11 protein-coding genes are annotated in these 14,472 nt (G+C 54.8%); all 11 read left to right on the top strand.

Annotated features, from left to right (window positions below; all coding sequences use genetic code 11):
* Positions 1-71 precede the first annotated feature (71 nt).
* The 11 genes from NSU18_RS04060 to NSU18_RS04010 all read left to right on the top strand — a co-directional run bounded on the left by NSU18_RS04060 (position 72) and on the right by NSU18_RS04010 (position 13,951).
* A complete protein-coding gene (locus NSU18_RS04060; RefSeq protein ID WP_341148303.1) occupies positions 72-3,191 on the top strand; it encodes a GNAT family N-acetyltransferase in 3,120 nt (1,039 codons plus the stop codon).
* A gap of 20 nt (positions 3,192-3,211) precedes the next feature.
* Positions 3,212-4,084 carry an amidohydrolase family protein gene (locus tag NSU18_RS04055; RefSeq protein ID WP_341148302.1) on the top strand — a complete coding sequence of 291 codons (873 nt, stop codon included), beginning with the start codon at positions 3,212-3,214 and terminating at the stop codon, positions 4,082-4,084.
* A gap of 585 nt (positions 4,085-4,669) precedes the next feature.
* The gene (locus NSU18_RS04050; RefSeq protein ID WP_341021780.1) at positions 4,670-5,425 is read left to right on the top strand and encodes an alpha/beta fold hydrolase; all 756 of its coding nucleotides are present in this window, start codon (positions 4,670-4,672) and stop codon (positions 5,423-5,425) included.
* A gap of 38 nt (positions 5,426-5,463) precedes the next feature.
* Positions 5,464-6,591 (top strand): NAD(P)/FAD-dependent oxidoreductase, encoded by a 1,128-nt coding sequence (locus NSU18_RS04045; protein ID WP_341148301.1) that lies wholly within the window; start codon positions 5,464-5,466, stop codon positions 6,589-6,591.
* A 161-nt stretch (positions 6,592-6,752) separates the two neighbouring features.
* Positions 6,753-8,351 (top strand): ABC transporter substrate-binding protein, encoded by a 1,599-nt coding sequence (locus NSU18_RS04040; RefSeq protein WP_341021782.1) that lies wholly within the window; start codon positions 6,753-6,755, stop codon positions 8,349-8,351.
* Complete coding sequence (locus tag NSU18_RS04035; RefSeq protein WP_341021783.1) at positions 8,348-9,337, top strand: ABC transporter permease; 990 nt, start codon at positions 8,348-8,350, stop codon at positions 9,335-9,337. The genes NSU18_RS04040 and NSU18_RS04035 overlap by 4 nt, the downstream gene beginning before the upstream one ends.
* The gene (locus tag NSU18_RS04030) at positions 9,334-10,203 is read left to right on the top strand and encodes an ABC transporter permease (protein WP_341021785.1); all 870 of its coding nucleotides are present in this window, start codon (positions 9,334-9,336) and stop codon (positions 10,201-10,203) included. Before NSU18_RS04035 ends, NSU18_RS04030 begins: the two co-directional genes overlap by 4 nt.
* The gene (locus tag NSU18_RS04025; protein WP_341021786.1) at positions 10,200-10,964 is read left to right on the top strand and encodes an ABC transporter ATP-binding protein; all 765 of its coding nucleotides are present in this window, start codon (positions 10,200-10,202) and stop codon (positions 10,962-10,964) included. Before NSU18_RS04030 ends, NSU18_RS04025 begins: the two co-directional genes overlap by 4 nt.
* A complete protein-coding gene (locus NSU18_RS04020; protein WP_341021787.1) occupies positions 10,955-11,707 on the top strand; it encodes an ABC transporter ATP-binding protein in 753 nt (250 codons plus the stop codon). The genes NSU18_RS04025 and NSU18_RS04020 overlap by 10 nt, the downstream gene beginning before the upstream one ends.
* Before the next feature lie 25 nt (positions 11,708-11,732).
* Complete coding sequence (locus NSU18_RS04015; protein ID WP_341021789.1) at positions 11,733-12,797, top strand: pyridoxal-phosphate-dependent aminotransferase family protein; 1,065 nt, start codon at positions 11,733-11,735, stop codon at positions 12,795-12,797.
* Complete coding sequence (locus tag NSU18_RS04010) at positions 12,794-13,951, top strand: amidohydrolase family protein (protein ID WP_341148300.1); 1,158 nt, start codon at positions 12,794-12,796, stop codon at positions 13,949-13,951. Before NSU18_RS04015 ends, NSU18_RS04010 begins: the two co-directional genes overlap by 4 nt.
* Positions 13,952-14,472: the final 521 nt, after the last annotated feature.

The following is a 14,472-nucleotide window of genomic DNA, read 5'->3' as shown; positions in this document are numbered from 1 at the left end:
GTTATATACTGCAAGTAGTATTTATTGCTATGAAGCTAGGAATTATAGCGATCTTAGGAGGTATGACTGTAATGCCCGAATTACAAGAGATAGTGATTGAAGAATATGTGCCGGCTAAGCATGCCGCTTCCATTGCCGAGATGTGGAACAGAAGCGCAGAGAGCTGGGGCGGAGACGGAGCGTACCGGACCGAGGAAAGCGTGCTGCGTGAACACGAGAACAGCCCGATGCTCAAGTTGTTCCTGGCGGTAAGCGGCTCAGAGGTCATCGGATATTGCAGCTTCTCCCACTATAAAGAGGATACCGGGGCGCTCTATATCGCTCTGCTCAACGTGAGACCGGACTACCATGGACGCAAGGTGGGCAAGGCGCTGGTAAGGCGTTCGATTGAAGAGACAATTAAGCTCGGCTGGCCGCGGCTGGATCTCTATACGTGGCCTGGTAATGTCAAGGCCGTGCCTACGTATAAGAAAAGCGGGTTCTTCTGGGAGAACCGGGATGACACCACTCACCTGATGAACTTCATTCCCTCGGTGCTTCAGACCGGAGCGGTGAAGTCTTATTTCGAGAAGATAGACTGGTATAACGACAGCATTCGTGAAATCAAGGTGGAGCCTGACGGTCATGGGGAAAACGGCTTTGACTATTTTACATATGAATGGCTGAAGGATGGTCTATCGCTGAAAATGGAATATGAGCGGACCGGCCGTGGCCTGCGCCTGATCGAGACGGAGGATTACCGGATACAGGTAACGATTCCTGCGCAGCATGAGCTGCCGTTTGGTGCGGAATACCCTGTCATTTACGAAGCCGTGAACAAAAGCGGTAAGCCCCTGTCGCTTCAGATTAGCGGTAAAAGCAATGCGCAAATCCGCATGGAGCTGGACGCTGCCCAGGAAATTGAATCCGAGGCGCGGATCGAAGGCCGCTTCTTCATCCATCCGGTGGAGGAGGAGCAGGATCTCTATCAGACCCACCCTGTGGTGGAGGCAGAACTGCTCATTAACGGCCTGCCGGCTGTATTCAAGCTGGGCATTAAGCCCAAATTCCCGGTTAAGGTCAAGCTCCAGGTACCTGACAGAACGCTTTTCGCGGGCGAAGAGGTAGAACTGGATGTAACGGTGGAGAATGAGTACAGCACAGACACCGTGTTCAGCTTTGAGCTGCCGGAGGACGAGATTCTGTCGTTCAGTCAAAAGCGATACACGTTAGAGGTTCCGGCGAAGAGCCGGAGAACCGTCACCGCAGCAGCCCGGCTGCTCGGGTACGGCATTTGGCACCATACGGTGAGCATCCGCAGTGCAGAAGAAGGAGCGGGTTCCGCCATTCTGGAGCAGGAGCTGAGCCTCGTTTTCACTGGAGCAGAGACGGCTTTTGGCGGCAAAACCGACAAGGATTGGATTATCAGCAATGGACGTTATTCGGCCGTACTGAACAAAACGAATCATTGGCTTACTTTTTTCCAGAACCGTAAATATCTGATGAACCTGCCTTATCCGAAGCTTGGCCTGCCTTATACGAATGAGTTCAACAAATTCTCGGCGCTGGATGTGAAGATCTCCAGAGATCAAGAGGCTATCGTACTTGAAGCTACTTATGAGGCCGGCATCAGGGAAGGCCTGCTGCTGACGATGATTGTGAAGCTGTTCAGCAACGGGATAGTCTCCCGTAATTTCAGAATCGACAACCCGCAGGATTCCGGTCAGGAGGAAGAGCTGTTCCTGAAGGACTGCTTCCGCTTCGGTCTGCATGGTGGAGTCATCCCTTACCGCGGCAAATATATAGATCTGAGCGCAGGGGTTGAAGCCTCCAGCCCGGATTACTGGGAAGCGCAGGAATTCACGGAGAACTGGATGTTCGCTAAGGATGAAGGCTTCTCCAGAGGGATTAGCTGGCCGTCAGAGCTCAAGCTGATCCAAGAGTCATGGATGCATGCTGTGGAGCATTCCCTGGGACGGATTCCTGCTGGCGGACAGAAGGAGACGCTGCCGCTGCGGATCGCGCTTGGTACCTGGGACCATTGGCAGGACTTCCGGGCCTTTGCACTGCAAAGCGGCAACAAGAATGCTGAAGAAGTGACCACAACAGAGCAGCTGGAGCTGAGCTTGAATAACGGGAATCCGTTCATTAGCAGAGAGGCTAAGCTTCTCCTTAAGGACCTGAAGAAGAGCTATCTGGCGGGTGAGATTCGGCTCTCTTCCGATGCAGGCAGCATAGAAGAAGCCCGGATCACGGTATTAGAGGAAGAGAAGCTCAGAGAAGCTGCTCTGCCGCTGACAGTTCCAGCAGGAGCAGCCCCGGATGTGCTGACCCTGCATTTGGATATGGAGAGTTATGTGCAGGATCAATCCTTCCTGGTCTTGCCGGTCGCGGATGTACGTGTCAGGCAGGAAAGGCTCACAGCTGAAGGGGCACAGGTACTGGCTGTGGACAATGGGATTCTGCGGATACAGGCCAGCCCTGACTTCGCGCCGGGATTGTTCTCGCTTGCCCATCAGGGCGAGGAATGGCTTGAATCTTCTTTTCCGCAGCCGGTCGCGAAATCCTGGTGGAATCCTTGGGTGGGTGGTATCTTAACCAGTGTGGAAGAAATCGCCTTACGCAGCTTCATGGAGGAGCCGCTAACGGCTGATTTCGCGGAATTGACTGATAATAAGGGGAACCGCTGGTCGGGGATACGGATGAGCGTAACCATTCAGAAGAATGACAAATACAAAGGGCTTGTATTGCATCAGTATTTCATGCTGCTGCCGGGCGTTCCGTTACTTGCCTCTACGGTACATGTGGAGCAGAATACAGGCGGGCCGCTGCACCCATTGCAGCTTGAGACTTCAACCTTCTATCAGGCCGCTTCTTCCATCAAGGGGGGGAGAGGATACCTCAAGAACAGCAGAGGTGAACAACTGGTATATAAGGCTGGCAAAGTGCAGGCAGGAGCTAAAAGTTCAAACGGACTTCTGCAACTGGGCTCTGAGGAGCGGAAGCAACGCTTGACGTTAATTGCAGCACCTGAGCATTCCTCTCCCTCGCTTATGGTTAATGCAGAGGCAATGTTGTCTTATACGGAGGAGTACCTGCATCTGCAGGATGGCAAAGAGCAATTCAGCAAGCCGCAATTCTATCTGATCTCGGATCTTCAGGTACCTGAACAGGCTTATGGCGATCTGCTATCGATCCGGTTCAAGAAGTGAGTCAGGGAAAGGAAGCTTCTATGAAAATCATTGACGCACATGTGCATTATTCCAATATTGCAGCCTTCCACGAAACGGCGCAGACCTTGGCGCATATCGATTATACCGGCAAGGGACTCCAGGAGGAGTTCCGCCGCAGCGGTGTCATTGCCGGTGTTGGCATGGGAGTGACCGAGACGGTTGCCGGAGCTTTTCCTGACTCCGCTGCCCTGAATCCTATGCTGCTTGATCTGAGCGGGATACTGCCGGTCAATCTGTTCACCTGCGTGGGCATTAACCCGCTCACCCTTCATCTGGAGGGACAGCTGGAAGCCCTGGAGCAATCATTGCAGCGGACGGATGTCGTTGGCATCAAGCTGTACGCCGGGTATTACCACTTCAATGTGGGGGATGAAATATATGACCCGGTCTATAAGCTGGCTGCCGCTTACGGCCTCCCGGTGGTCATTCATGCCGGATTGACTTACGCGGACCAGGGATTACTGAAGTATTCCCATCCGCTGTCCATGGAGGAGACCTTCCTGAAGCACCGGGACATTACCTTCATGCTCTGCCACCTGGGCGATCCCTGGGTCATGGACACTGCGGCCCTGCTAGAGAAGAATCCTAATCTCTACACGGATCTGTCGGGTTGGATTGTCGGCGATAAGGCCAAGGTGGACCGGCTGCTGAACGAGCAGACCTATACCGACCACTTCCGCCGGGCGCTGGTGTTCGCTGAGAAATACGACCGGCTGGTCTTCGGCACCGACTGGCCGCTCGTCCCGCTGGACGCCTATATTACCTTCGTGAAGCACCTGGTGCCTGAAGCCTGTCATGAGGATGTCTTTTATAATAATGCACTCAGAGTGTTCCCTAAGCTTGCGGAGCGGATCAGAGAACTGAATTTGTAATGATGGTTTTTAATGCATGCCCCCGGAATGGTATTCCGGGGGTTTTCGGTTTGTTGCGCCGGGCAGCGGGGCGGGCTACTTCTTCTGACGAACGACCTGTGGTAAGCTGAGATTAATACAGCCTCAGCTTTAAACTGTAATAATGAACCTTAGGGTGTTAAAGTCTGAGTATGAACATCGAGCTGATCCTGGATTGATCCTGGGCTGATATTGAACTGATCCTGAGCTGATCCTGAGTTAATCCTGAGTTGATCCTGCACCCTTTACCGACTTCTGCTCTTAAACTCAACTAGCTGATTGTATTTTCTGCAATAGAAAATGCAAAGCTGACCGTAAAATGAGATTCTATTGTATTTCATACAGTAGAATGTTGTGTTTTGAGTGAAAAATGGCCTTTTTTCAATATTCTATTGTACTGGATACAATAGATGCTATTTTGAAGTCTTTTTTAAAGCATTCTAATGTATAAAATGCAGTTACTATCATTCAAGTGCCTACAGCATCCGAATGACTAATGTGCAAATAAGAAGCTTACTCGTAAAGGTCCGGTAATGGTCTATTCACATTCACAGAGGGAGAGCTATCATGCCATACATACAGGTACACGATCTTGAAATGTTCTATGAACAGATGGGCACCGGAGAACCGGTGATCTTCCTGCACAGTCATTATTCCCGCAGCATGCTGGCCTTCAGCAGCCAGGTTCTGGATTTCCAGAACCAATACAGTTGTTACTTCCCGGATCTGAGGGGGCATGGCAGGACCCGCTGCACGGATCTGGACTGGTCTACTCCACGAATAGCTGAGGATGTCGCCGGATTCATGGATCGGATGAACATTGAACGGGCACATCTTATTGGATACAGTATGGGCGCGGGCGCAGGGCTGTACCTGGCGGTGAATCATCCTGGACGGATTGCTACGCTGACTACGATTGGAACCAGCGGCTTCTGTGAACCGGCTGGGGCCGGAGAGTACGAGCCTGAACAGCTGCTGGCGAATCAGCAGCAAGCCTTCATTAATCAGATGATCGAGAGGCATCAGGAGGCCCATCAGGGGAATTGGCAACATTATCTGCGGCAAACGGTGCAAGACTGGATCAGATACCCGGATCTCACGGAGGAGCAACTGGGCAGTATAACCTGCCCGGCACTGCTAATTTCAGGGGAACATGATCCGTTCGCGGGAGAGGATAGAACTGCAAAGCTCGCTTCCCTCCTCACGAATGCAAGGACACTGATCGTTCAGGGAGCGGGTCACCGCCCGCATATGCTAAGGGAACAGCCCATCCTGGTGAACGATACGATTCTAGTATTCCTTGCACAGAATCCTATCCACTAACACACAAGGGGATTTACACATCCAGAAAGGACGTACAGATGAAGAAAGTCATCGTGATCGGAGCAGGGATTCTCGGGGCATCGGCAGCCTATCAGGTGGCAATGATGGGGGCAGAGGTGCTGATTATAGACCGTCAAGACCCTGGACAAGCTACGGATGCAGCGGCAGGGATTATCTGTCCCTGGCTGTCACAGCGGCGCAATCAGGCCTGGTACCGGCTGGCCAAGGCCGGAGCGGCGTTCTATCCCGAGCTGATTAGCCAGCTTGAGGAAGGCGGCGAAGTGCATACCGGTTATGCCCGGGTTGGAGCGCTTAGTATACATATGGATGAGAGCAAGCTCGACAAAATAGAAGAGCGGGCTCGGATGCGGCTGGCAGATGCCCCGGAGATCGGAGTCGTCACACGGCTTAGCGCACAGGAGACCCGTGAACGCTTCCCGTTGCTGGCGGAAGGATACGCCTCGGTTCATATCAGCGGTGCTGCCCGGGTGGATGGCCGCGCCTTGCGGGACGCTCTGCTTCATTCAGCGAAGCAGCAGGGTGCGGTCATGGTTACCGGTGACGCTGCGCTTGCCTTTGAACCGGGCCGGGTCACCGGAGTCCACGCAGGGGGACACTATTATCCGGCGGATGAAGTGATTATCTGTGCAGGCGCATGGGCGAACCCGCTGCTCCGGCCGCTGGGCATTGACTTCAAGGTGAGCTATCAGAAGGGGCAAATCATGCATTTGCAGGTATCTGACCACAAGGATACGGAAGTCTGGCCGGTGGTGATCCCGCCTAGTGATCAATACCTGCTCGCTTTTGCCCGGCAGCAGATTGTTATCGGAGCTACTCATGAGAATGACGTTGAAGGATATAATACCAGAGTGACCGCCGGCGGGATGCAGGAGATTCTGGCTAAAGGGCTGGAAGCAGCGCCTGGACTGGCGGGCGGTACTTATAGTGAAGTGAGGGTCGGCTTCCGTCCGTTCACTCCGGGATTTTTGCCGGTCATAGGGGCTGTTCCCGGGTGGAGCGGAATCCTTGCGGCTAATGGTCTGGGAGCTTCAGGACTTACGATGGGTCCGTATATCGGTTATCAGCTGGCGAAGCTGGCACTTGGGAGAGAGCCTGATCTGGAGCTGGACGATTATAGCCTTCAGAGAGCCATAGCAGGCGGATGATTACGAATACATTTCCTTCATTGGAACATTATGATTCAATTCGGCTGACCTCATGAATTTTTGTTTGACAGAAGTGAAGGTCTGATCCATAATACAATCCATACTAAACGTATATGATTTATAGGAAGGGTGGATCACACGTGATAAATTTAAAAGCTTCTATGAGAAAAACAGCAGGGCTGGGCACACTCGCGGTACTATTCGTATCGCTGCTTGCCGGCTGCTCCGGATCTGCCAATCCTGCAGATTCCAGTAATGGGGCTAAGGCCAGTACGGCTCCAGCGGCAACGGAAAGTGCAAGCACCGCAGAGCCTGCAACTGGAGGCACCTTCGTGTATGGCCGTCCGGCTTCCGTAACGTCGTTTGATCTGCATAACCAGATTACATCGAATAATGCATTTGCGATTGATAAAGTGTTTGAATCGCTGGTTGCTTTTGACAGCAAGGGTGAAATTACCGATCAGCTCGCAGCCTCGCATAAGATCAGCGAAGATGGCTTAACATACACCTTCGTCCTGCGTGACGGCTTGAAGTTCTCGAATGGTACGCCGGTAACGGCCGCGGATGCGGTGTTCTCTCTGGAGCGGCATCTGAAGGTTGGCGGTCCGCTGGCGATCTCGGCCAAGGTGGATACAGTGAAGGCACAGGATGAGAAGACACTTATCATCACGCTAAAAGAACCCTACACCCCGTTCATCTCGGAGCTGTCCAACTTCTCGAACGGAATCATCCCGAATAACTTCGGCGGCGTGACCGAAGAGGAATTCTTCAAGAAGCCGGTAGGTACCGGGCCGTTCGTGATCGAGACTTGGGACCCGGCAGGTGATGTGACCTTTACCAAGAATACTAACTACTGGAAGGAAGGTAAGCCTTATATCGACAAGCTTGTCTATAAGCTAATTCAGGACGACAGCCAAGCCATCAACCAGTTGAAAGCCGGAGAGGTGAATGCAGTTGAAGCCCTGTCGTTACAGAATGCAGGCGAGATCAAGGACGGTGCAGACACAACGGTGGTTACGAACGGCAGCTGGGTGACTGAGCAGCTCTTCTTCAACACCCTGGACAAGCATTTCTCCGATGTGCATGTCCGCCGGGCGCTGGCGCTGGCGCTTGACCGTGACGGACTGACCAAGGCCTTGACTTTCGGCTATGCACAGACTGCGAAATCCCTGCTGCCGCCAACGATTCCTTACAACGCCAATGATACGCTGAAGACGCTGGATTTCGATGCGGCGGCTGCCAAGGCAGAGCTGGCCAAATCGGCCTTCCCTGACGGCTTCTCCACGAAGCTGCTGGTTGCTTCCGGCAACAGCACCCGGGCCCAGGAAGCCCAGATTATCCAGGCCGCCGGCCAGGCGATCGGGATCAAGATTGAGATTGAATCGGTGGAGCTGGCCACCTTCCGTGAACGCTTCTTCGCTTATGATTTCGCAGCGATGCTGAACAGCGGTCAGGCGGATTCCCCGGAAGCGAACTCGATTCTGGCGTTCCAGACCGACCCGGAAGGCTTCAGCAAATCGTACTGGACGCATTACACGAATGAGAAGGTAACCAAGCTGCTGTATGAAGGCCAGAAGACTGCTGATGGTGAAGGACGGGCTGCCATCTACACCGAGCTTTTACAGACGCTTGCCGATGAAGTTCCTTACATTCCGCTGTACTATCCGGATATTCTGATCGGCGCGCGGTCTTCTGTGGACGGACTTGTGGTTCTGCCTAACGGCAGCATCCGTCTGGAAGATGTCCGGCTAACTAAATGATGAAATCCAAGCTGACCCTGAGCGGTGCAGCTGGAAACAACGGTTCTTACAAGTGGCTGGCCTTAGCCCTTGTAAGAGCCTTACTTGTTATCCTCTGCGTAATGACGGCGGTCTTTTTCCTGATCCGAATTGTACCCGGCGACCCCGCCAAAATGATTCTCGGTGAATACAGCACACCTGAAGCGCTTAAGAATATGCACCACACACTGGGACTGGATCTCTCCTTGTGGGATCAGTTCACCCGGTTCGTGAAGCTGCTGTTCACTCAGGGAGATACCGGGAACTCCATTATTGCCGGCACCTCAACCAGAGAGCTCATTGCAGAGCGTGCTCCGGTCACCCTGCTGCTGATTGTAATAGCTTCGGTGCTTGCGATAATTATAGCTCTGCTGCTGGCAACGGTTGCTGCCACCCACAAGGACAAGCTGCTCGACCATCTGATCCGCATTATTCCAGCGGTTACCCTGGGGATGCCGGTCTTCTGGGTTGGGATTCTGTTCATTCTGTTCTTCAGCGTGCGGCTGGGCTGGTTCCCGGTAGGGGGAATCGGCGAAGGCTGGCCGGGTACGCTCCATAGTCTGGTGCTTCCGGCGGTCACGATTGCTTTTTCACAGATTCCTACGCTGGTCCGCTCGCTGCGTGCACAAATGCTGGAGGTACTGGAATCCGAATTCGTTGTTACTCTCCGTGCAGCTGGAATTCCGTCCAGGGTAATCCTGTTCAAGCATGTGCTGCGCAATTCGGCGTTGCCGACTCTGATGCTGCTGGGAGTGAATGTGTCCTACCTGATCGGGGGAACACTCGTTGTGGAGCAGGTCTTCGGGATCAAGGGCATCGGCAGCCTGCTGTTCACCTCCATCTCGAACAGAGATTTTCCGGTGATTCAGGGGATAGCACTCTATTGTGCACTGGCTGTTGTAATTATCAGTCTGCTGATCGAAATCATCTCCGGGTGGCTTGATCCCAGAACGAAGGGGAAATCATGAATACTACACAGATCGACACAACCCTGCCGGACCTCGGGAAGCCCGCAAGCGGACTCCGAAGAGTACTGAATACCCCGTCACTGCTGATCGGGATCATTATGTTCGCAATACTTATACTGCTCGCTATATTTATCCCTTACTTAAGTCCCTACAACCCGACGGAGCAGAATCTGAGCGCCTTCCTGCAGCCGCCTTCCGCAGCTCACTGGCTCGGTACCGACCAGCTTGGCCGTGATTTGTTCACCAGGCTGATCTATGCCGCCCGGACGGATCTGACGATCATGGTGCTGGCTGAGATTATTCCGTTCTGCACGGGCGTCATGCTGGGCATGATCTCGGGATACTATGGCAAATGGACCGATAGAATCATATCGCTGATCACGGATACTTTTATTGCCTTCCCGTTCTATCTGATCGTCATTATCGTGGCCTTCGCCAGCGGGGCAGGGGAGCGCGGAATCTATATCACCTTCATTCTCGTAGGCTGGATTGTATTCGCCCGTGTGGTCAGAGGACTTAGCGCGTCCTTCCGGAAGCAGGAATGGATTGCCTCGGCGCAGACGCTTGGTCTGCCCGGACACCGCATCCTTCTGCGCCATCTTCTGCCGAATGTATTGCCGCAAGCCGTTGTCGTGCTGATGACGGATATGATCGGACTCCTGGTAGCCATCGTTACACTGGGGTATCTGGGGATAGGGATTGCCCCGCCTACGCCGGATTGGGGAACAATGATCGCTGACGGACAGCCCTTCATTACCACAGCCTGGTGGCTGTCGGCGGTTCCCGGGTTCGCAGTCGTGTATACGGGAATTGCGCTATCTCTCCTGGGGGACGGACTAGCCGATATTTGGAGGAGAAAAGGATGACAACACAACCTGTGCTTGAACTCGAAGAACTGACACTCGCTGCCTCTTCCACAGAAATCCTGGTTAACAGTGTCAGCTTCTCCCTGGAACGCGGCGAAAGCCTCGGACTGGTGGGCGAATCCGGCTCCGGCAAATCGCTGACACTGCGGGCCATTCTCGGCCTGCTTCCGCGCGGGGTGGAGCAGACTGGGGGAGCGGTCCGCAGCAAGGTGAGCAGTGCCATGGTGTTCCAGGACCCCAGAGGGGCGCTGGACCCGCTATGCCCGGTAGTGAAGCAGCTGACCGAGGTTGTCTATTACAGACAAAGAACCAGCCTTAAGGCTGCACGGCGCATTGCCCTGGAGCTGCTTGAAAGACTCGGCCTTCCAGCTTCGCTGAAGACACAAGACCGCTATCCGGGGCAGCTCTCCGGCGGCCAGTGCCAACGTGTCGTCATTGCGCTGGCGCTGGCCTGCAAGCCGGGCATTCTGCTCTGCGATGAGCCGACCACCGCGCTGGATGTGACGGTTCAGCGCCAGATTATAGATACGATTACGAGTCTTCAGGAGGAGCTGGGCTTCGCTATGGTTTTTGTAACCCACAACCTGGCGATTGCCGCCAATCTCTGCTCCAGACTGGTTGTAATGAAGCAGGGCCGGATCATGGAGCAAGGTGAGACGCACAGTCTGCTGCGGCATCCGGCTGAGGCTTATACACAGATGTTAATGGATTCGGTACTCGCTCTGCCTGAGCTGGAAGGAGGCGGGGGCTCATGGAAGTAGCTCTACAGGTGCAGGATGTAACTGTCCGTTATGGCGGGTTCACCGCCCTCGATCAGATCCGGCTGGAGCTTGAGCGGCATACCACGCTGGGGCTTGTCGGTGAGTCCGGCTCCGGGAAGTCTACGCTGGCCCGGGTCATCGCCGGACTGATCACCCCGGATGCAGGACAGCTTCTGCTGGGCGCGGAGCCGTTAGGCAGGAAGCGGAGCAAGACACAGCATAAGCAGATTCAGATGATTTTTCAGAATCCGGATTCTTCCCTCAATCCCAGGCATTCCGTCCGGCAGATTCTGGCGGAAGCCTTGCTGTTCCACCGGATTGTAGAGCGTTCGCAGGTTGAGCGCAGAAGTAAGGAGCTGCTGAGCCGGGTGGAGCTGGATGCCAGATCCCTGGACAGATATCCGCATGAATTCTCCGGCGGCCAGCGCCAGCGGATTGCCATTGCCCGCGCACTAAGTGTAGAGCCTAGCCTGCTGATTGCCGATGAGCCCACAAGCGCACTGGATGTCTCAGTGCAACGCAGTGTACTGGAGCTGTTCCATACGCTGCAAGCCGAGCTTAATCTGACGATGCTGTTCATCTCCCATGATCTGGGAGTCATTCATGCCGTCAGCGATACTGTCGCTGTTATGCGTCAGGGGCAGCTGGTCGAGGTGAATTCGAAGGATGAGTTCTTCGTCCGGCCCCAGCATGAATACAGCCGTGAGCTATTGTCTGCGGTGCCCAAGATGCCGCAATATTGAACATTCAACACATCAGGAGGACTATATGAACCGTCAAACTACAGGATTCGTACCATTGACGTTATCTGAGCTGGACACATTAACACAGCAGCTGTCCCGGTTATTTGGGACACAGCATCCTCCGGCAATCATTCCGGGAGAGGCGATTCTAGGCATTGAGGCGGTAGCAGCAGGAATTGCAGCGCCGGGACGTACGATTCTGAACATAGTAACCGGACCTTACGGCAGCTTGTTCGGAGAGTGGCTTACGCGCGGCGGGGCCACGGTTAAGGAAGTGAAGGTTCCGTTTGACCAGGTGGTTACAGTAGAGGAGGTCGCCGCAGCGATTGAGCTGCATCAGCCGGTTGCGATTTCTTTGGTGCAGGCAGAGGTGGTTACAGGCGGCTCGAACCCGGCGGAGGAGATCTTCAAGCTGGCCCGCAGGCACGACCTGATTACGATAACGGATTCCGTGTCTGCTGTCGGGGGAGAGGCGCTGTCTGTGGATGAGTGGGCAGTAGATTTCGCTGTAATGGGTGCGCAAAAAGCGCTCGCCGGTCCTAACGGAATCAGCGCGGTCAGTATTTCTCCCCGCGGTTGGGCCTTCCTGGAGTCGAACGAACGGGCTCCGCGCAATTCCATTCTGTCCTTGCTGGATCTGCAGCCGTCACAGGATGGCGCTGCGCCGCTCCGCGTCCCGCCGAATATCCCGGTCCTGGAAGCCAGAGCCCTGATCGAAGCCCTGGAAGCTGTTGCCGAGGAGGGACTGTCACAAGTAATCAAGAGGCATGAACGTGCAGCGGCTTCTGCTGTCGCCGGGATCATGGAGCTTGGGCTTGCACCTTGGCAGAAGGACAGCAGGCATTATTCTACGCTGACTACGACTGTCCGGATTGACGAGCAGCCGCTTCTGCTGATCAAGCAGCCTATCGGTATCATAGCTCCAGGGGACGGGGAGTTATTCGGTCAACTGCTGCGGATGAACCATTTCGGAACGAATGCAAGCCGCGAAAGTGTGGAAGCAGCGGTACAGACGCTGGCCAGACTGCTGAAGCTGGATGCTGAACCGGCCGTGCAGGCCGTCCGCCAGGTCTGGGGGGAAGCGGAATGATCCTCAAGCAGCCGCAATTTCAGGCATACACCGGAATCCATATTGCAGGTATCCAGGGAAAACGCTTCGATATCGAGATTACGAACGGGCGGTTCACCGCAGTGGCTGATGCGGCGCCGCAGCCGGAACAGGCGAAAGATGGCTCCCGGCAGCAGCAGCTATGGATCAGTCCAGGCATTCTGGATCTGCACACCCATCTGGCCTGGACTGACTTCGACCATGACGACCAGCTCCGCCGGGACCCAAGAGAGATTGAGGTGATGCAGGCGGAGGCCTTCGCCGCTACCTTGCGGACGGGGGTAACTACAGCCCGCGACGCCGGCGGTATTCTGCCTGCCACAATCCGGCATCTCGTGAAGTATTACCAGCAGCCGCTGCGGGTTGAGACCAGCAGTGAAATGCTGGGAGCTGCCGATGCCAAGGGGATCAAGCATTTGGAGAACCGCCTGACGGAGATCTACGCAACCGGGGCAGGCTGGGTCAAAATCATGGCAACCGGCGGTCTCGGCGCACCGACTGAGAAGGTTACGGAGCCGAACTTCTCCGGGGAGGAATTCGCCTTCATCGTCCGTCATGCCCATGCAAACGGGAAGAAGGTATTGGTGCATACCTGGGGCGGCGTGACGATCGACTGGTCCATCGGGGCCGGTGTGGAATCTATTGAGCACGGGATGTTCATGACCTGGGATCAGGCCGGGAGACTGGCGGAATCCGGCGTGGCTTATGTGCCTACCACTTCCATCTACCGGATTGCCGCCGATCCAAAGGGTGTGCTGGGGCTGCCGCCGGTTATCTGTGAACGTGCAGCCCGTGCAGCCGATGCTCATGCCATCGCGCTCGGATATGCCAGAGAGGCAGGGGTGCGGCTGGGCTTCGGCACCGATTACGCGACGCCTGCGCTGCATGGCTACAACCTGCAGGAATTCGACACCCTGCTGGACTATGGCTTGAGCCGCGCTGAGGCGTGGCGGTCAGCTACAGAAGACGCGGCCGGAATTCTCGGAAGCGGCCATGAGCTGGGCCGGATTGCGGAAGGCTATATTGCCGATGCCGTCATCTACGCCGCCGATCCGTATCAGGCCAAGAATGCGGATCAGCTGCGCACGAGCATTGTTACGGTCATTACCGGCGCGCAGGAGGAGGATTTGCTGTAACAGATGCTTGAAAAGGCTGTCCTTTCTGATGAAGGACAGCCTTCTTGCGGTCTGATGGCCCGCTGGCCAATGTAATCGAAAAACCGATTACATTCGGGCGCTACGCTGGCGAGTGAGCCAATGTAATCGAAAAACCGATTACATTCGGGCGCTTCGCTGGCGCGTGAGCCAATGTAATCGAAAAACCGATTACATTCGGGCGCTTCGCTGGCGCGTGAGCCAATGTAATCGAAAAACCGATTACATTCGGGCGCTACGCTGGCGTGTGAGCCAATGTAATCGAAAAACCGATTACATTCGGGCGCTACGCTGGCGAGTGAGCCAATGTAATCGAAAAACCGATTACATTCGGGCGCTTCGCTGGCGCGTGAGCCAATGTAATCGAAAAACCGATTACATTCGGGCGCTTCGCTGGCGCGTGAGCCAATGTAATCGAAAAACCGATTACATTCGGGCGCTACGCTGGCGTGTGAGCCAATGTAATCGAAAAACCGATTACATTCGGGCGCTACGCTGGCGAG

Source organism: Paenibacillus sp. FSL H8-0048 (assembly GCF_038002825.1).
Lineage (GTDB): Bacteria > Bacillota > Bacilli > Paenibacillales > Paenibacillaceae > Paenibacillus_AQ.
This window is presented reverse-complemented; position numbering and strand designations above follow the sequence as displayed.